The organism is Aminobacter sp. BE322 (genome assembly GCF_050433525.1).
GTDB lineage: Bacteria > Pseudomonadota > Alphaproteobacteria > Rhizobiales > Rhizobiaceae > Aminobacter.
The window spans coordinates 16,270-33,564 of the sequence record NZ_JBNPXB010000016.1 but is presented as its reverse complement, the minus strand read 5'-3'; the positions used below and the strand labels follow the sequence as shown (position 1 = coordinate 33,564).

General features: G+C 66.1%; 17 protein-coding genes. 2 read left to right on the top strand and 15 right to left on the bottom strand.

What is annotated here, in order from left to right; translation table 11 throughout:
• Window positions 1-18: 18 nt before the first annotated feature.
• The 8 genes from J2X50_RS19655 to J2X50_RS19620 all read right to left on the bottom strand — a co-directional run bounded on the left by J2X50_RS19655 (window position 19) and on the right by J2X50_RS19620 (window position 4,138).
• A complete protein-coding gene (locus tag J2X50_RS19655; RefSeq protein WP_347968537.1) occupies window positions 19-243 on the bottom strand; it encodes a hypothetical protein in 225 nt (74 codons plus the stop codon).
• Window positions 244-374: 131 nt separating this feature from the next.
• On the bottom strand, window positions 375-575 hold the full coding sequence (locus J2X50_RS19650; protein ID WP_340041672.1) for a hypothetical protein: 201 nt from the start codon (window positions 573-575) through the stop codon (window positions 375-377).
• Between the two features lie 36 nt (window positions 576-611).
• Complete coding sequence (locus J2X50_RS19645; RefSeq protein ID WP_429097553.1) at window positions 612-860, bottom strand: hypothetical protein; 249 nt, start codon at window positions 858-860, stop codon at window positions 612-614.
• Window positions 861-948: 88 nt separating this feature from the next.
• Complete coding sequence (locus J2X50_RS19640) at window positions 949-1,248, bottom strand: hypothetical protein (protein WP_429097552.1); 300 nt, start codon at window positions 1,246-1,248, stop codon at window positions 949-951.
• Between the two features lie 82 nt (window positions 1,249-1,330).
• On the bottom strand, window positions 1,331-1,948 hold the full coding sequence (locus J2X50_RS19635) for a ribonuclease D (RefSeq protein WP_429097550.1): 618 nt from the start codon (window positions 1,946-1,948) through the stop codon (window positions 1,331-1,333).
• Between the two features lie 78 nt (window positions 1,949-2,026).
• Window positions 2,027-3,415 (bottom strand): M20/M25/M40 family metallo-hydrolase, encoded by a 1,389-nt coding sequence (locus J2X50_RS19630; protein ID WP_429097548.1) that lies wholly within the window; start codon window positions 3,413-3,415, stop codon window positions 2,027-2,029.
• A 339-nt stretch (window positions 3,416-3,754) separates the two neighbouring features.
• Window positions 3,755-3,964: a tautomerase family protein gene (locus J2X50_RS19625; protein ID WP_429097546.1), complete on the bottom strand. Its 210-nt coding sequence runs from the start codon at window positions 3,962-3,964 to the stop codon at window positions 3,755-3,757.
• 24 nt (window positions 3,965-3,988) lie between these two features.
• Window positions 3,989-4,138: a nuclear transport factor 2 family protein gene (locus tag J2X50_RS19620; protein ID WP_429097677.1), complete on the bottom strand. Its 150-nt coding sequence runs from the start codon at window positions 4,136-4,138 to the stop codon at window positions 3,989-3,991.
• On the opposite strand from J2X50_RS19620, the gene J2X50_RS19615 reads away from it, so the two are divergent.
• Window positions 4,089-4,829 carry an N-acetyltransferase family protein gene (locus tag J2X50_RS19615; protein WP_429097676.1) on the top strand — a complete coding sequence of 247 codons (741 nt, stop codon included), beginning with the start codon at window positions 4,089-4,091 and terminating at the stop codon, window positions 4,827-4,829. The two genes, J2X50_RS19620 and J2X50_RS19615, sit on opposite strands and share 50 nt — an antisense overlap.
• A gap of 99 nt (window positions 4,830-4,928) precedes the next feature.
• Window positions 4,929-7,943 carry a DNA polymerase I gene (gene polA / locus J2X50_RS19610; RefSeq protein ID WP_429097545.1) on the top strand — a complete coding sequence of 1,005 codons (3,015 nt, stop codon included), beginning with the start codon at window positions 4,929-4,931 and terminating at the stop codon, window positions 7,941-7,943.
• An 830-nt stretch (window positions 7,944-8,773) separates the two neighbouring features.
• On the opposite strand, the gene J2X50_RS19605 is transcribed toward polA, so the two are convergent.
• From J2X50_RS19605 to ybaL, 7 genes are all read right to left on the bottom strand, one after another.
• A complete protein-coding gene (locus tag J2X50_RS19605) occupies window positions 8,774-9,187 on the bottom strand; it encodes a Fur family transcriptional regulator (protein ID WP_429097543.1) in 414 nt (137 codons plus the stop codon).
• A 193-nt stretch (window positions 9,188-9,380) separates the two neighbouring features.
• The gene (gene mgrA / locus J2X50_RS19600; protein WP_429097541.1) at window positions 9,381-10,433 is read right to left on the bottom strand and encodes an L-glyceraldehyde 3-phosphate reductase; all 1,053 of its coding nucleotides are present in this window, start codon (window positions 10,431-10,433) and stop codon (window positions 9,381-9,383) included.
• A gap of 394 nt (window positions 10,434-10,827) precedes the next feature.
• Window positions 10,828-11,964: a Gfo/Idh/MocA family protein gene (locus J2X50_RS19595; RefSeq protein ID WP_429097539.1), complete on the bottom strand. Its 1,137-nt coding sequence runs from the start codon at window positions 11,962-11,964 to the stop codon at window positions 10,828-10,830.
• 13 nt (window positions 11,965-11,977) lie between these two features.
• On the bottom strand, window positions 11,978-12,724 hold the full coding sequence (locus J2X50_RS19590) for a sugar phosphate isomerase/epimerase family protein (RefSeq protein WP_429097537.1): 747 nt from the start codon (window positions 12,722-12,724) through the stop codon (window positions 11,978-11,980).
• 22 nt (window positions 12,725-12,746) lie between these two features.
• Complete coding sequence (gene gndA / locus J2X50_RS19585; protein WP_429097536.1) at window positions 12,747-14,165, bottom strand: NADP-dependent phosphogluconate dehydrogenase; 1,419 nt, start codon at window positions 14,163-14,165, stop codon at window positions 12,747-12,749.
• A gap of 228 nt (window positions 14,166-14,393) precedes the next feature.
• Complete coding sequence (locus J2X50_RS19580) at window positions 14,394-15,200, bottom strand: phytanoyl-CoA dioxygenase family protein (protein WP_429097535.1); 807 nt, start codon at window positions 15,198-15,200, stop codon at window positions 14,394-14,396.
• A gap of 220 nt (window positions 15,201-15,420) precedes the next feature.
• Complete coding sequence (ybaL, locus tag J2X50_RS19575) at window positions 15,421-17,235, bottom strand: YbaL family putative K(+) efflux transporter (RefSeq protein WP_429097533.1); 1,815 nt, start codon at window positions 17,233-17,235, stop codon at window positions 15,421-15,423.
• Window positions 17,236-17,295 lie beyond the last annotated feature (60 nt).

Below are 17,295 nucleotides of genomic sequence, written 5' to 3'. Positions count from 1 at the left end.
GGCCTTCGGGTCCGCAGGTCACTGCGGGATCGGGTCGGGCCGATCCGGCTTGTCGGGCTTGTCCGGCTTGTCGCTGCTCTTGTAGCAGGGTTTCGACGGATCGCTGCGGTCGCAGCAGTTGCTGCTCTGCAGGTAGCGCGGGTCCTTCGGCTTCCACTCGCAGCGCCTGATCTCGGTCGACTGACAGGCAGCGACGACGGACGCCGTGACGACCGCCAGGGCTATCTTGCTGAATGCACTCATCTCTCTCTCCATAAGGGCGATTTGCCCGTCCACATGGCTTCGTCGCGCCGGGAGGGAGAAAGGTTCAAAAGAGACTGGAAAAAATTCTGCGCCGCCCGCGGCTCGGCGGTCGGCTCAGGCGCGATGCCGTGTCACGGCCCCATGGTCTTGTTGAGTTCGGCCGAAATCCGCTCGCGCATCACCTCGGCGATATCGGCATGCATGTGCAGCCGCACGCGCCCGCCGCGCGCATCGACCAGCGTCAGCGCCACGCCGTCGAGCTTGTCGTCGCGGGCCGGCTCGACCGCCGTCACCATGAATTCATGGGTATCCTTGTCGGGTTTCTCGGCCATGGCTTCCTCCCTGGCTGAAGCCTCCCGACAATACGCCTATTCCTCCTCGTCGTCGCCGCCCGGCTGCAGCCAGGAATGCGGCTCGATGCGCTTCTGGGTGTCGCTGTCGACATAGGCCCACCAGCCCTCGTCGCTTTCGTCCCACTGTCCGCCCCCGGCCTTGAGCCGGGCGAGCGACCGGAAGTGCGCGATCGACTCGTTTTCCTGGCCGTCGCGGTCGGTCCAGAAAACGGTGATCTTGCTGCCATCCTTCGGCGCCGTGGCGATCGGTTTCTTGTCACTCATGGGCTGTTCACTCATGGGCTGTCCCCTCGAACTCGGTGGCCAACGATAGCCGACCGCGCGGCCCGGTAAAGCCACGCGGCGGCAAAAGTCATCGGCGGGTCAGAAGTGCGGCGAGCAGGCCGAAAACCGCGACGCCTACGAGTGCCGTCGTCATCGGGTTTGCCTGGACGGTCTTCTGCGCCGCGCGCGCCTGCCTGCGCATCGCGGGCAGCGCGTCGCTGAAGCGGTCGTAAAAGCCATCGTAGAGCTCGGAGGCACTCTCGCGGCCTTCCGCCAGTGCGCTTGCGCTGCGCTTGGACATCGCCTTGGTCAGCGACGCGACCTGCTTGGTCAGCTGGGAAACCTGCGCTTCGAGGTCGGACTGGATTTCTTCACGTGTAGTCGCCATTCGGGTGCATCCTTTCATCAGGTAACGCACCCCAAACGACCAAACCTGCCCGTTCGTTCCCTGCCAACGGCCTGCCGCAAGGTCAGCTATGGGCAAAAATGTCCTCTTCGCCCCAGCCCATCAGGTCGAGCCGGGCACGCGTCGGCAGGAAGCGGAAGCAGGCGACGGCCTCCTTCATGCGTCCGTCGCGCTCCAGCCGGCCGGCCAGCACGTCGCGCAGGCGGTGCAGGTAGAGCACGTCAGAGGCGGCATATTCCAGCTGCTCCGGCGACAGCGTCGCCGCCGCCCAGTCGGACGACTGCTGCTGCTTGGACAGGCTCACCCCGAGCAGTTCGCTGCAGATGTCCTTGAGGCCGTGGCGGTCGGTGTAGGTGCGGGTCAGCCTGGAGGCGATCTTGGTGCAGAACACCGGCTCGGCCATCGCGCCGAAGGCGTTGTAGAGCACGGCGATGTCGAAGCGGCCGTAGTGGAACAGCTTCGTTACCTTGCGATTCTTAAGGAGCGCGGTGAGGTTGGGCGCCTTCTTCTGCCCCGGCGCGATCTGGATCACGTCGGCAGTGCCGTCGCCCGGCGAGATTTGCACGACGCAGAGCCGGTCGCGGTGCGGGTTGAGACCCAGGGTTTCGGTGTCGATGGCGACCGCATCGACATCGTAGTTGCTGAGGTCTGGCAGGTCGTGCTTGTGGAAGCGGATAGTCATTCTGGTCTCCGATCGCGGCTTGGCATCTCAGTCGCCGCGATCGGAAGAAAAATCAATAGAAACCTCGGTTTCCCGCGCCTACTTGCGGGTCAGCGCGGCGAGAATGCGCGCCCAGGACCGCTGCCCCTTGTGGAACGAGGTCAGGTCGTACTTCTCGTTGGGCGAGTGGATGCGGTCGTCGGCGAGCGCAAAGCCCACCAGCAGCGACTCCATGCCGAGGAAGGTCTGGAAGTCGCCGACGATCGGGATCGAGCCGCCCATGGCAATCATCAGCGCCTGTTTCGACCATTCGTCCGACAGCGCGTCCTTGGCCTTGGCGAGGAACGGCGAGTCGTAGGACAGCTGGATCGCCGGCGAGCCGCCATGCTCGTGGAACTCGACGCTGCAATCGGCCGGGATGCGCGCCTTGACGAAATCGCGGAAGGCGGCGCGGATCTTCTCGGGGTTCTGCTTGTGCACCAGCCGGAACGACGCCTTGGCGGAGGCCTGCGCCGCGATCACCGTCTTGAAGCCCTTGCCGGTGTAGCCGCCGGTGATGCCGTTGAACTCGGCGGTCGGGCGCGCCCAGACCAACTCCAGGATCGAACGGTCCTTCTCGCCCGAGGGGATCGACAGGCCGACCTCGCCGAGGAAGTTCTCGGCGGTTTCGCCGAGCGATTGCCACGACTTCAGGATCTGCGAGGGCGTTTCTTCGACGCCATCGTAGAAGCCAGGCACGGTGACGCGGCCGTTGTCGTCATGGATCGCCGCCAGCACCTTGGCGAGGATGCGCACCGGGTTGGCCGCAGCTCCGCCATATTCGCCCGAATGCAGGTCGCGGTTGGCCGCCTTGACCACCACTTCCTCGCCGACGAGGCCGCGCAGGCCGACGCAGATCGCCGGCGTCTCGCGGTCCCACATGCCGGTGTCGCAGACCATGGCGAAATCGGCCTTGAGCTCCTCGGCATTGGCTTCCAGGAATGGCTTGAGCGACGGCGAGCCGGATTCCTCCTCGCCCTCGAACAACAGCGTGATCTCGCAAGGCAGCGTGCCATGCACTTCCTTCCAGGCCCGGCACGCCTCGACGAACAGCATCAGCTGGCCCTTGTCGTCGGACGAGCCGCGGCCGGTGATGACCTTGCGGCCCGGCTCGAGCTGCTTGAGCTTCGGATCGAAGGGATCGTCCTCCCAGAGGTTGAGCGGATCGACCGGCTGGACGTCGTAATGGCCGTAGAACAGCACATGCGGCGAGCCGGCCGGGCCGTCGTGGTGGGCGACCACCATCGGATGGCCGGGCGTGTCGCGCACGCTGGCGTCGAACCCGATCGTCTTGAGGTCGGCGACGAGCCATTCGGCGGCCTTGCGGCAGTCGCCGGCAAAGGCCGGATCGGTCGAGATCGACTTGATCCGGAGCAGGCCGAACAGGCGCTCGAGGCTCTGGTCGAGGTTCTTGTCGAGGCGGTCGAGGACGGGAGCGAGTGCAGACATTCGGGGTGCCTTTCGATTCTTCTGGGCGCAAACTACCGGCAGGCACCCGAAACGCAAAGCCGGCAGGATTGGGCCAGGAGACGACGCGGCGTCATCCGGGCTGCGCACATGAAAAAGCCGCCGTGGTGGAGGGGGACCACGGCGGCACTTTCAAAACGGTGCGGCAGCCCGGAGAGGGGGATGAGGCTGCCGCAGGGTCCGGATAGGCGGGGGACGGGCCTGAGACCGGACTTCGGCAAAAACTGCCGATGCCCCATATTTGTTCCTCCGAACATGGCGTTTCAAGGGCACGAACATTACACTTTTGTAACATATCCGTGAGGCCTGCCCTCGCCGGCCCTACCCCTTTCGGAGCGTGTCCCTGTATTGCTGCACCGGCATTCCGCCGACGCCCCAGTCCTCCAAATCCACCTCATCAATAACCACGAAGGTGGTTGCCGGGTCCTTGCCGAGAATGTCCGCGAGAAGTCCTGTCGCGCCCTTGATCAGGGCCGATTTCTGCTCTCGCGTAACGCTCTCGCGGGTGACCTTGATGTTGACATACGGCATGCTGGCTCTCCCCTTTCCATGCTCTCAGTTCGACTGCAGGTCGAAGTGAAAGACCTTGGAGACGATCTGCCAGCGGCCATCGACCTTCACCAGGCTCAGCAAATCGGTGAATGGCTTCGGCCCAATGGCGCAATTGAGCCGCACAAAGGCAGTAACCGGCCCGGCGAACTCGATGGAAACGATGCGGTCGGCGCGCGGTTCGGACCGGCTCGCCGGCGACGATCACAATCGGCAGATTGCCAGCCATTCCGACAGTGCGGCGATCCTGGGATCTAACCCCGCAGGCCGACGGCCAATGTCAGTTGTGAAAATCCAGCCCTTTGCAGAACGGCTGTGGGCCGCCTACCTTGCAGCAAATCCGGCAAGCCAACAGTGGAATGACCAATCCATGCCCCTGCATGTCCGAGCGGCCCTGCCGCAAGATGCAAGCGCGATGGCGCGAATCCTGAACAAGATTATCGAGATCGGAGGGACGACGGCGCATCGCGAGCATTTCGACGAAAATCGCATCATCGACTATTTCATCTCACCGAAACTCGGAATCAGCTGCTTCGTGGCACTGGAGAGGTCGCAGCTATTGGGGTTCCAATCACTCGAATGGTCCGACCCCGACTGGCCAGGCGACCGGCTGCCTGCCGGCTGGGGGATTGTCGCGACCTACGTGGATCCACATGTGCACAAGAAGGGCGCCGGACGGGCATTGTTCGCCAACACGGTGGAAGCCGCGAAAAAGGCGGGCGTCAGCTTCATCGACGCGACAATCCGCAGGGAAAACACCGTCGGCCAGGCCTTCTACGAGGGCATCGGCTTCACCGATTATCGGGAAGGCGCGGAGACCATTTCCAAGCGATTTGCTCCCCTCTAGAGGCCTGCCGCCCAACACCGGCCAACGACTTGTCAGCAGTCGGCGGCAGGGCCGCCTTCGCCATGGACAGGGCGGCTGCGCCAAGCTACCCGTATCGCCATGAAAAAAGGCGATCATCTGTTCCTTGTCGACGGCTCCGGCTACATCTTCCGCGCCTATCACGCGCTGCCGCCGCTCACCCGCAAGTCCGACGGGCTGCCCACCAATGCGGTGCTCGGCTTCTGCAACATGGTGTGGAAGCTGATGCAGGACGCGCGCAACACCGACGTCGGCGTCACGCCCACCCACTTCGCCGTCATCTTCGACTATTCCTCGAAGACCTTCCGCAACGAACTCTATCCCGAATACAAGGCCAACCGCTCGGCGCCGCCGGAGGACCTGGTCCCGCAGTTCGGGCTGATCCGCCATGCGACGCGGGCCTTCGACCTGCCCTGCATCGAGATGGAGGACTTCGAGGCCGACGACCTGATCGCCACCTATGCCCGTCTCGCCCGCGAGGCCGGCGGCGACACCACCATCATCTCCTCCGACAAGGACCTGATGCAGCTGGTCGGCCCGACCGTGTCGATGTACGACCCGATGAAGGACCGGCAGATCAACATCCCCGAAGTCATCGAGAAATGGGGCGTACCGCCGGAAAAGATGATCGACCTGCAGTCGCTGACCGGCGATTCCGTCGACAACGTGCCGGGCGTGCCCGGCATCGGCCCGAAGACCGCCGCACAGCTGCTCGAGCAGTTCGGCGACCTCGACACGCTGCTCGCCCGGGCCTCCGAGATCAAGCAGGACAAGCGCCGGCAGTCGATCATCGACAATGCCGACAAGGCCCGCATCTCGCGCGAGCTGGTGCGGCTCAAGAACGACGTGGCCGTGGCCGACGGCCTGGAGACGTTCTCGCTGCAGCCGCCGAACGGTCCGCGGCTTATCGCCTTCCTCAAGGCGATGGAGTTCACCACGCTGACCCGTCGCGTCGCCGAGGCCACCGGCACGGATGCCGGCGAGGTCGAGGCGGCTTCCGTGTCGGTCGAGCGCGGCGCGGACGCGCATGGCCCGGATGTGGGTTCGGGTGCCCCTACCTCCCCCTTGTGGGGAGGTCGCGAACCCGAGCAAAGCGAAGGGGGCGCGGGTGGGGGTGGCAACGTCGCCACCGGCACCCCCACCCCGGCGCTACGCGCCGACCCTCCCCACAAGGGGGAGGGTGAGACCGGCGACACTCCCACCGCCCTCGCCGCGAGGCTCGCGGCGGCCGCGCCGGCGCAGAAATTCGACCACGGCGCCTATGTCACGATCCGCGACCTCGCCACGCTGAAAGCCTGGATCGCCGAGGCGACCGAGGCCGGCGTCGTCGCCTTCGACACCGAGACCACCTCGCTCGACCCGATGCAGGCCGAGCTCGTCGGCTTCTCGCTGGCGACCGCGCCCGGCCGCGCCGCCTATGTGCCGCTCGGCCACAAAAGCGGGCGCGGCGACCTGCTCGGCGGCGGGCTGGTCGACAACCAGATCCCGGTGCGCGACGCGATCGCCGTCCTCAAGCCGCTGCTCGAGGACGCCTCGGTGCTCAAGGTGGCGCAGAACCTCAAATACGACCTCGTGGTGATGAACCGCTACGGCGTCGACGTGAAGTCCTTCGACGACACGATGCTCATTTCCTACGTGCTCGACGGCGGCACCAATGGCGGCCACGGCATGGATTCCCTGTCGGAGAAGTGGCTCGGCCACACGCCGATCCCGTTCAAGGACATCGCCGGTTCGGGCAAGAGCTTCGTCGGTTTCGACCAGGTGGACATCGACAGGGCCACCGCCTATGCGAGCGAGGATGCCGACGTGACGCTGCGCCTCTGGCAGGTGCTCAAGCCGCGCCTCGCCGCCAAGGGCCTCGTCTCGGTCTATGAGCGGCTGGAGCGGCCGCTGGTACCGGTGCTGGCGCACATGGAGCAGCGCGGCATCTCGGTCGACCGCCAGATTCTGTCGCGCCTCTCCGGCGAACTCGCCCAGGGAGCCGCCCGCCTCGAAGACGAGATCAATACGCTCGCCGGCGAACGCTTCAACATCGGCTCGCCCAAGCAACTCGGCGACATCCTGTTCGGCCGCATGGGGCTGCCCGGCGGCACCAAGACCAAGACCGGCCAGTGGTCGACCTCGGCGCAGGTGCTGGAAGACCTCGCGGCCGAGGGCCACGAGCTGCCGCGCAAGATCGTCGACTGGCGTCAGCTGACCAAGCTCAAGTCGACCTATACCGACGCGCTGCCCGGCTACATCAACCCCGAGACCCGGCGCGTCCACACCTCCTACGCGCTCGCCGCCACCACCACCGGCCGGCTGTCGTCGTCGGACCCGAACCTGCAGAACATCCCGATCCGCACGGCCGAGGGGCGCAAGATCCGCACCGCCTTCATCGCCGAGAAGGGCAACAAGCTGATCTCGGCCGACTACAGCCAGATCGAGCTGCGCGTGCTCGCCCATGTCGCCGACATCGCCCAGCTCAAGCAGGCCTTCGCCGACGGCGTCGACATCCATGCGATGACGGCGTCCGAGATGTTCTCGGTGCCGGTCGAGGGTATGCCGTCCGAGGTGCGCCGCCGCGCCAAGGCGATCAACTTCGGCATCATCTACGGCATCTCGGCCTTCGGCCTCGCCAACCAGCTGTCGATCCCGCGCGAGGAAGCCTCCGACTACATCAAGAAGTATTTCGAGCGTTTCCCCGGCATCCGCGCCTACATGGACGAGACCAAGGCGTCCTGCCGCGACAAGGGCTACGTCGAGACCATCTTCGGCCGCCGCATCCACTATCCCGAGATCCGTTCGCCCAACCCGTCGGTGCGCGCCTTCAACGAGCGTGCCGCGATCAACGCCCGCCTGCAGGGCACGGCCGCCGACATCATCCGCCGCGCCATGATCCGCATGGAAGGCGCGCTCGCCGAGGCCAGGCTTTCGGCGCGCATGCTGCTGCAGGTGCATGACGAACTGATCTTCGAGACGGTCGAGAGCGAGGTCGAGGCGACGATCCCGGTCGTCCGCCACGTGATGGAAAATGCCGCCATGCCGGCAGTGTCGATGTCGGTGCCGCTGCACGTCGACGCCCATGGCGCCGACAGCTGGGACGAGGCGCATTGATGCATATTACTTTGACCTACAAGGGCCCTGTCCAAGGTAACGCGCGGAAGCAAAGCGATGTTTGGAGGCTTCGAAAGTCTTTCCACACGCAGCTGTGCAAGTTGCGTTCAACCGAACAGTTCGACTACGTCGAAAAATGCAGCAACCCCAGCGCAGAATCGACGAACGGATATATCGGAATTGACATCGGGCAAGAGCGTTATATTCCGTTTGTGACTTCCAAAATGCGCACTCGATGCTCCCTCTACATCAGAGTCTTGAGGGGTATCAGGCAATACAATCCTGTTTTGGGAAACGTTGACCTTGACAATAGAGTAAAGACTCTAATTGACGGCCTTAGAGCTCCTCAACAGATTGGGGAAACTAAGGAGTCTGACGGATCAGTTAGATTCGTCTTACTGGAAGACGATTCGCTGATAGATGGGATAACCGTTAAATCTGATCACCTTCTGGATGAGGACAACGAAGATGTCGTGCTCGCGATAATTACCGCCAACATCCATCTCTCGCATGCAACTTGGGCTAACATGCATCTTGGCTATCCATCTGCACCATACTGATTTTCTGGTTCCCTCAAGCCATGTAATGCGAGACGCCGCCATGCCGGCGGTGTCGATGTCGGTGCCGCTGCACGTCGACGCGCACGGCGCCGACAGCTGGGACGAGGCGCATTGAGATGGGGCTTGCGACGGCGTCGGATGCGTCGACGCCTTCGCGCTGACATCGCTGCGGCAGGGCGGGCAATTGCCCTGATCTTACGATAGCTTCCTATAATCGACGCCCGATGCGCGTATCGGGGCGCCTGTTCAGGCTAACGAAAACAAGGCCCGTCAGGCGGCGAGTGCTGCGCATTTGGCGCAGATGCCGCGGAACTCGATCACCGCCTTCTTGGCGACGAAGCCGGTCGAGCCGACCCAATCGTCGAGGCGCTTGCCGATCAGCTCGTCGGAGATCTCGGTGACCTGGCCGCAGGTGTCGCAGATGGCGAACGCCGTCATGCTGTGGTCGTGATGGGCGTGGTCGTGCGGCTCCGAGCAGGCGACGAAGGCGTTGAGGCTTTCGAGGCGGTGGACGAAGCCGTCCTTCACCAGCACTTCGAGGGCGCGATAGACCTGCAGCGGCGCGCGGAAGCCATCGTCGCGCAACTGGTCGAGCAGCATGTAGGCGCTGAGCGGGCCGCTCGCCGCCTCGAGCTTTTCCAGGACCTTCTGCTGGTTCTTCGTCAGCGTAACGCGCGCCGCCATTCCTGCGCCCTAACCTTTCCTCGCGGGAAGGCTCTCCCGCGCTATCGCACCGCCCCAAATGTGGCGATTGGCTCGAGGTTTTGCTAGCGCGTCCGGCAAGCAAAGACAATGTCGGAGCCCGGCTGGCTCCCGATCCACAGCCTGCAGGCGACGCCGCTCGCCGCCTGCAAATCCGTCAGGACGAAACCGACGACTACTTCTTCTGCCGCGCCGGACCCTCGCGCTCGGACGAACGGGCCCAGAGGTTGATGTCGGCCTCGCGGGCATACTGGTCGATCTCGGCCAGCTCGGCGTCGGTGAAGGCGAAATTCCTGATCGCGCCGACGCAATCCTCGACCTGCTCGGGACGGCTGGCGCCGATCAGCGCCGAGGTGACCCGGCCGCCGCGCAGCACCCAGGCCAGCGCCATCTGCGCCAGCGTCTGGCCGCGCCGCTCGGCAATGGTATTGAGGGCGCGGATGTTGGCGAGGTTCTTGTCGTTGAGGAAGGCCGGGCGCAGCGACTTGCCCTGCGAAGCGCGGCTGCCCTCCGGCACGCCTTGCAGGTACTTGCCGGTCAGCATGCCCTGGGCCAGGGGCGAGAACACGATCGAGCCGATGCCCAGACCGTCGAGCGTGTCGAGCAGGCCGTCGTCCTCCACCCAGCGGTTGATCATCGAATAGCTGGGCTGGTGGATCAGGCAGGGCGTGCCGAGCTGGCGCAGGATGTCGGCCGCCTCGCGGGTGCGCTGGGCGTTGTAGGACGAGATGCCGGCATAGAGCGCCTTGCCCGAGCGGACGGCATGGTCGAGCGCGCCCATGGTTTCTTCCAGCGGCGTGTCCGGGTCGAAGCGGTGCGAGTAGAAGACGTCGACATAGTCGAGGCCCATGCGCTTCAGGCTCTGATCGAGGCTCGCCAGCACATATTTGCGGCTGCCCCACTCGCCGTAGGGCCCGGGCCACATGTCATAGCCGGCCTTGGTCGAGATGATCATCTCGTCGCGCAGGCCGGCGAAATCGGTGCGCAGTATCTCGCCGAAAGCGGTCTCGGCCGAACCGGGCGGCGGACCGTAATTGTTGGCGAGGTCGAAATGGGTGATGCCGAGGTCGAAGGCCTTCCGGCAGATGGCGCGCTTGGTCTGGTGCGGCGTGTCCTCGCCGAAATTGTGCCACAGGCCGAGCGAGATCGCCGGCAGCTTCAGCCCCGACCTGCCGCAGCGGTTGTAGACCATGTTTTCGTAACGGTTCGGGGCGGGCGCGTAAGACATCTTCGGTCCTTCTGAAATGGGCGTGGCGCCGCCGCCGGTTCACCCTCCCCCTCGTGGGGAAAGTCGTGAAGCATGGCGCCCACGCGACATGCGAAACGGGGTGGGGGGGTGCCCAGCAATGGTGCTTCGTATCCCTAGATACTTGGTCGCGCCACCACCTGTCACTCCCCCACCTCGGCTCAGTCGGCTTGCGCAGCACAATGTGAAGGTACCTGCCCCTCGCCTACCTTGGCCCTTCCACCCCGGGCTCGAGCGGTACCCCCACCCCTAACCCCTCCCCACAAGGGGGAGGGGGACTTTGAGGCACTCCGATCGCTGACGATCTGAGTAGCAACGGCGCTGAAGTCGTTCCCCTCCCCCTTGTGGGGAGGGGTCAGGGGTGGGGGTGAGGGCGCTACTTGGCCAGCAGCCTCCTTGCCGCGGCAGGCCCCAGCGGCTCGGGCCGCGCGCAGGTGGTCTGCATGTCGACGAATTTCCTCGTCTCGCCCGACTTCAGCATGCCGGTCATGACGTCGATGACGTGGTTGGCGAGTTCGAGCGAACAGCGGTGCGGCCTGCCCTGCACGATCGCCAGCGCCATGTCGGCCAGGCCCGCCGTGCGGTAGTTGGCCATCATTCCTTCCGGATGCTGCTCGTTGGCCTTGCCGAAGGGATGATCCCACCTGGGCAGCGTCTTCGCCGGCTTGCCGCTCCTGGTATAGCGAAGCTCGCCGCCGAAGAAGTTGGGGTCGGGCATGTGCAGCGAGCCTGCCTCGCCATAGAGTTCCATTGGCGCATGGCCATGGTCCCAGACATCCCAGCTGGCATTGAAGGTGAAGACGGCCCCGCCTGCGAATTCCATCAGCGCCAGGATCGTCGTCGGCGTCGTCACCGGGATCTTTTCGCCCGCGCGCGGCTTCGAGCCGATGGTGCGCTCCTTGGCCGGGATCGACGACAGCGCGGCCACGCGGGCAACCGGTCCGACCAGTTGGACCAGATTGGCGATGTAGTAGGGGCCGAGGTCGAGGATCGGCCCGCCTCCCGGCTGGAAGAAGAAGTCCGGATTCGGATGCCAGTGCTCCATGCCGTGGCTCATCACGTGGCAGGTGCCCGACGTGATCTTGCCGAGCTTGCCCGTGTCGATCAGGTGGCGGGCCAGCTGATGCGAGCCGCCGAGAAAGGTGTCGGGCGCCGAGCCGATGCGCAGGCCCTTCCTGTCGGCCCGCTTCTTGAGGTCGAGCCCGTCCTCGATCGCCAGCACGAAGGGCTTTTCCGAATAGACGTGCTTGCCCGCCTCGATGGCGCGCTTCGACACATCGTAGTGCGCCATCGGCACGGTCAGGTTGACGACGATGTCGATGTCCTTGGCCGCGAGCAGGTCGTCGACCGTCTCGGCGCGCAGCTTGAATTCCTGCGCACGAGCACGCGCGGCATCCATGTCGATGTCGGCGCAGGCGCGCATCTCGATGCCCCTGAACTCGGGCGCGCGCCGAAAATAGGTCTTCGAGATGTTGCCGCAGCCGATAACCCCGACACCGAGCTTGCCCGCCATTGCCCCTCCCCCCTCAGAACCTCCGTGCCGCCTCGATCGACCGGCGCGCAAAGCGCTCGAAATAAGCCGGGTTGTCATGCTCCATGACGAAATGGCGCGCCGGCGTGCGGTTGCGCAGGGCCATCAGCAGCCCGGCCCAGTCGACGCTGCCGTGGCCGACGTCGCACCAGCCATCCTCGCCGGGCGCGGTGCCGTGCGCGGCGATGTCCTTGACGTGGACGGCCAGGATGCGCGAGCCGGACTCGTCGATCCAGGGCAGCGGGGCGCAACCGCCGCGGATCACCCAGGCGACGTCCATCTCCCAGCCGATGCCGGGGGCCGCCTCCAGCATCAGGCGCAACGGCACGGCACCGTCGGCAAGCGGTGCGAATTCGAAATCGTGGTTGTGCCAGGCGAACTCGAAGCCGGCGTCCCTGGCCTTCGTCCCGATGGCCTCGAGCCGCCTGCCGAGGGCGCGCCAGCCGTCGGCATCGGTCGGGCGCTCGGCCGGCTCCAGCCAGGGGCAGGCGATCAGCTTGATGCCGAGCGTCGTCGCGATCTTCTCGACGCGGGCAAAGTCGGTTTCGAGCAGGTCGATGCCGAAATGGCCGCTCGGCATGGCGAGGCCGTTTTCGTCGAGCAAAGCGCGGAACGCCGCGGGATCGTCGTAGACCGCGCCAAAACCCTCGACCTGCTTGTAGCCGAGAGCGGCGAGCGTCTTCAGCACGTCCTCCCAGGGCTGGAAGTTGCGGGCGCTGTAGAGTTGAAACGACCAGTCCATGCGCCCGCCGCTCCCGCGCTTCCTAGCCTTGATCGCCCCACGGGCCATGGTGGGCGCCGGGCGCGTCGATGCGCTCGAAGCCGTGCGCGCCGAAGAAGTCGCGTTGCGCCTGGATGAGATCGGAGGTGCCGCGACCCTGGCGGTAGCCGTCGAAATAGGCGAGCGCCGAGGACAGCGCCGGCACCGGCAGCCCCGCCTCGGCGGCGCGGGCAACGACGCGGCGCAGCGAGGGATGCGCCTTGCCCATCATCTCGACGAAGGCCGGCGCCATGAGCAGGTTGATCGGCTGGTCGGCCTTGCCGAAAGCCTCGGCGATGGTGTCGAGGAACTGCGAGCGGATGATGCAGCCGGCCCGCCATATCTTGGCGATGGTCGGCATCGGCAGGTTCCAGCCGAATTCCTTCGAGGCGCCCGCCATGACGGCGAAGCCCTGCGCATAGGCGGCTATCTTGCCGGCGAAGAGCGCGAGTTCGAGGTCGCCCAGGAGGTCGCCCTTGGCGCCCGCGAACCTCGACGTGTTGGCGCCGTAGGCCTTCTCCGCCGCCAGCCGCTCGTCCTTCATCGACGACAGCACGCGGGCGGCGACCGCCGCCTCGATCGCGGTCGCCGGAATGCCGAGCTGCTGCGCCTCGATCACCGACCACTTGCCGGTGCCCTTCTGGCCGGCACGGTCGAGGATGACGTCGACCACGGGACGGCCGGTCTTCGGATCGTCGGCGGCGAGCACGCTGGCGGTGATCTCGATCAGGTAGGATTCGAGCCGGCCCTTGTTCCAGCCGGCGAAGATCGGCGCGATCTCCCTGGGCGCCATGCCGAGGCCGTCGCGCAGCACGCCGTAGATCTCGGCGATCATCTGCATGTCGGCATATTCGATGCCGTTGTGGATGGTCTTGACGAAGTGGCCGGCGCCGTCCGGCCCGAGCCAGGCGGCGCAGGGCTCGCCCTTGTACTTGGCCGAGATGGCGGTGAGCACGCCCTCGACGCGCTTCCAGGAGTCCTGCGTGCCGCCGACCATGATCGAGGGACCGTGGCGGGCGCCCTCCTCGCCGCCCGACACGCCCATGCCGATGAAGGTGAGGCCGGTGCCTTCGAGCTCGCCAAAGCGGCGGCGGGTGTCGCGGAAATTGGCGTTGCCGGCATCGATGATGATGTCGTTGGCCGAAAGCACGCCGCGCAAAGCCGCGATCTGCTGGTCGACCGGGTCGCCGGCCACCACCATGATGATGACCGGCCGCGGCGGCCGGATCGCGGCGGCCAGCTCGGCGACGGAGGCGCAGGGCACGATCATGTCGCGCAGCGCGCCGGCATTTTCGACGAAGGCCTCGGTGCGCGCCGGCGTGCGGTTGTAGACGGCGATACGGTGGCCTTTTTCGGCGATGTTCAGCGCCAGGTTCGAGCCCATCGTGCCCAGCCCGATCAATCCGATTTCGGCCTTTTCCATGGTCTCTCTTCCTGCTCTCGATGTTGCGAATAGTCGGCGCGGATGATTGACCGGCTGCCGGCGGAGGTCAACTCGCGAGGCCGCGCGCCGTCGCCGCGTCTCGATCAACTCGCCGTGCGCTCCGGCCGCCAGAGTGTTTCCGCTTTTCTTCGCATCGCGGAAATGCTCTGTCTCTTTGTTTTGACGCAATTCCGGGCGGAAAACCGCTGCGCACTTTTCCTGGAATTGCTAGCGGTCCCGCCCTCTCAGTATCGCGCGCTCGACCGGCGAATAGTCGCCGTCGTCGCGGCCGAGCGACAGTGGCACCCTTGGCAGCAGTGGCGGCTGCGCCATGAAGCGCGGCCTCGTGCCGCGATGCGGCTGGGCCGCATGCACCAGGAAGGGGTGGCAGAGATAGACCGTGCCGGCCGGGCCTGTCGCAAGCGCGACGGGCCTGTGCTCGCTCTCGGCAAAGCCGGTGGCGGCCAATTCCCGGAGCGACAGCCCGGTTTCTCCCGAGGGTGCCAGACGCTTCGCGATGTCGAGATGCGAGCCGATGCGGATGCGTGTCGGGGCATCGTCCTCGCCGACATCCGAGAACAGGAACAGCATCAGGAGCGCGCGTCCCCGCGAATGCAGGTTGGCGCGCCACGACATGAAGTCGCCGGCGTCTCCATCGGGACCGGCGAAGCTGGCGTCGATATGCCAGCCGGCGTCTCCGGGATCGTCGGGCGAGGGGAAACGTACGGGGAAGGAGCCGAGGCTGCCGCGCGGCAGCCAGCGCCCCTCGCCGACAAGGCAGTCGAACGCCTTGTGCAGCACCGGCGTGTTGGCGGCGAGCCGGAAAGGTTCCTGCGCATAGTCCCAGAGCCGTATCACCGGCCTGGTCCAGGTGGCGGGTGCCTCCGGGTCGCAGCCGGTATCGCGCCAGAGGATGGCCCTGGCTTCGTCGGCCAACCGGTGCGGGAAGGCATTGTCGATGCGGACGAAGCCGTCGGCGATGAACCGTTCGATCTGCGCGTCGTCGAGCGCGCGGGCAAAATTGCTGTCGGGCATGTGAGCTCTCCTGTCTCGGCCGGCCAAGGGCCGCGCACAGGCGGCGCGGCAGGGCCGGCATCCAATCCTGGACACGGGAAGTGTCCGGTTTCCGGGCCTCCGGGGCCTAGCGGAAACGGATCGTCGAGACGTCGAGCGTGAACATCATCATGGCGGCGCCATTCTGCCTGAAGGAGCCGCCAACGCAAGCGCGAACGAGGGCGCCTGCGAGGCGGCGGGGTCAGGTCGCCGAAGGCGTATCCGGCTTCGGATACTCTTCGGGGCCCGCGGTCCTCGTCGTGCCGCCCGTCACCTCATCGACGATGCCGCGGGCGATCTCGCGCTCGCCCATGATCACCTTGTCGGCGCCGAGCCCGGCGAGATGGTCGACCTCGGCGTCCGAATGGGCGCGGGCGATGATCGTCATTTCCGGATTGGCCGCCTTGGCCTTGAGGATGATCTGGCCGGCCTCGAAGGCGTTGGGGATGGCGAGGATCAGCCGCCTGGCGCCGGCCGCGTTGGCGGCGCCGAACACCTCGCCCCTGACCGCGTTGCCCGCCACCGTCTCGACCCCTTCAGCCATCAGCCTGGCGATGGTCTTGTCGGAATCCTCGATCACCAGGAAGGGCAGGCCCGCTTCCTTCAGCGACTGGCCGACCAGCGAGCCGACGCGGCCGTAGCCGATCAGGATGGTGTGGCCGCTGAGCCTGGTCGGCGGCGGTGCGTCCTCGTCGTCGGGCTTTGCCGGCGCGGCCGCGACGGTGGCCACTTCGCCGGGTTCGGTCGCCGGCCCGATCGGCACCGCCTCGGCGGCCTCCGGCTGCTTGCCCGAGCGCTTCTCGAGCCAGGGCTTCAGCCGTGCGGCACCCGCGAAGGCCAGCGGGTTGAGCACGATCGACAGGATGGCGCCGGCGAGGATCAGGTCGCGGCCCTGTTCGGGCAGCAGATTGAGGCTGACGCCGAGACCGGCGAGCATGAAGGAGAACTCGCCGATCTGGGCGAGGCTGGCCGAGATGATCAGCGCGGTCGCCACCGGGTAGCCGAAGGCGACGACGATGAGGAAGGCCGCGACCGACTTGCCGATCAGGATGATGAACAGCGTCGCCAGGATCGGCCAGGTGTTGCTGAGCAGGCTGGTGGGGTCGAACAGCATGCCGACCGAGACGAAGAACAGCACCGAGAAGGCATCGCGCAGCGGCAGCGTTTCTTCGGCGGCCCGGTGGCTGAGTTCGGATTCGCTCATCACCATGCCGGCGAAGAAGGCGCCGAGCGCCAGCGACACGCCGAACAGCTGGGCCGCGCCGAAGGCGACGCCGAGCGCGATGGCGAGCACCGCCAGCCGGAACAGCTCGCGCGAGCCGGTATGGGCGACGTAGTGCAGCACCCAGGGGATGACCCGCCGGCCGACCACCAGCATGACGACGACGAAGGCGGCGACCTTGGCGAGCGTGACGCCGAGCACGCCCCAGACGCCCAGGTCGAAGCGCAAAGACAGGATGTCGGGCGCCTGTGCCGCCTGCTGCTCGCCGCCGAGCACGCCGGCGAGCGCCGGCAGCAGCACCAGCGCCAGCACCATGGCGAGATCCTCGACGATCAGCCAGCCGACGGCGATGCGGCCGCGCTCGGTCTCGATCATGCGCCGCTCCTGCAGCGCGCGCAGAAGCACGACCGTGGAGGCGACCGACAGCGCCAGGCCGAAGACGAGGCCGGCGCCCATCGACCATCCGAGCATCCAGGCGAGGCCGGCGCCGAGCCCGGTCGCGAAGCCGATCTGGACGACCGCCCCCGGCACGGCGATGGCGCGCACCGACAGGAGGTCCTTCAGCGAGAAGTGCAGGCCGACGCCGAACATCAGCAGGATGACGCCGATCTCGGCCAGTTCCAGCGCCAGCTTCTGGTCGGCGACGAAGCCGGGCGTGTTCGGCCCGACCAGCATGCCGGCGATCAGATAGCCGACCAGCGGCGGTATGCGGAAGCGGTTGGCGATCGCGCCGAGGATGAATGCCAGCCCCAGACCGGCGACGATGGTTGCGATGAGGGGCATGTCATGCGGCATTGTCCGGGCGGCACCTTTCGTGAATTGCGATGTAATGGGGCGCGGCGGTGAAATCCGCTG

Excerpts from the sequence above, each read along its gene's own strand:
- J2X50_RS19655 (WP_347968537.1), bottom strand. The coding sequence starts at position 243 with ATGAGTGCATTCAGCAAGATAGCCCTGGCGGTCGTCACGGCGTCCGTC.
- J2X50_RS19650 (WP_340041672.1), bottom strand. The coding sequence starts at position 575 with ATGGCCGAGAAACCCGACAAGGATACCCATGAATTCATGGTGACGGCG.
- J2X50_RS19645 (WP_429097553.1), bottom strand. The coding sequence starts at position 860 with ATGAGTGACAAGAAACCGATCGCCACGGCGCCGAAGGATGGCAGCAAG.
- J2X50_RS19640 (WP_429097552.1), bottom strand. The coding sequence starts at position 1,248 with ATGGCGACTACACGTGAAGAAATCCAGTCCGACCTCGAAGCGCAGGTT.
- J2X50_RS19635 (WP_429097550.1), bottom strand. The coding sequence starts at position 1,948 with ATGACTATCCGCTTCCACAAGCACGACCTGCCAGACCTCAGCAACTAC.
- J2X50_RS19630 (WP_429097548.1), bottom strand. The coding sequence starts at position 3,415 with ATGTCTGCACTCGCTCCCGTCCTCGACCGCCTCGACAAGAACCTCGAC.
- J2X50_RS19625 (WP_429097546.1), bottom strand. The coding sequence starts at position 3,964 with ATGCCGTATGTCAACATCAAGGTCACCCGCGAGAGCGTTACGCGAGAG.
- J2X50_RS19615 (WP_429097676.1), top strand. The coding sequence starts at position 4,089 with ATGGCGCAATTGAGCCGCACAAAGGCAGTAACCGGCCCGGCGAACTCG.
- polA (WP_429097545.1), top strand. The coding sequence starts at position 4,929 with ATGAAAAAAGGCGATCATCTGTTCCTTGTCGACGGCTCCGGCTACATC.
- J2X50_RS19605 (WP_429097543.1), bottom strand. The coding sequence starts at position 9,187 with ATGGCGGCGCGCGTTACGCTGACGAAGAACCAGCAGAAGGTCCTGGAA.
- mgrA (WP_429097541.1), bottom strand. The coding sequence starts at position 10,433 with ATGTCTTACGCGCCCGCCCCGAACCGTTACGAAAACATGGTCTACAAC.
- J2X50_RS19595 (WP_429097539.1), bottom strand. The coding sequence starts at position 11,964 with ATGGCGGGCAAGCTCGGTGTCGGGGTTATCGGCTGCGGCAACATCTCG.
- J2X50_RS19590 (WP_429097537.1), bottom strand. The coding sequence starts at position 12,724 with ATGGACTGGTCGTTTCAACTCTACAGCGCCCGCAACTTCCAGCCCTGG.
- gndA (WP_429097536.1), bottom strand. The coding sequence starts at position 14,165 with ATGGAAAAGGCCGAAATCGGATTGATCGGGCTGGGCACGATGGGCTCG.
- J2X50_RS19580 (WP_429097535.1), bottom strand. The coding sequence starts at position 15,200 with ATGCCCGACAGCAATTTTGCCCGCGCGCTCGACGACGCGCAGATCGAA.
- ybaL (WP_429097533.1), bottom strand. The coding sequence starts at position 17,235 with ATGCCGCATGACATGCCCCTCATCGCAACCATCGTCGCCGGTCTGGGG.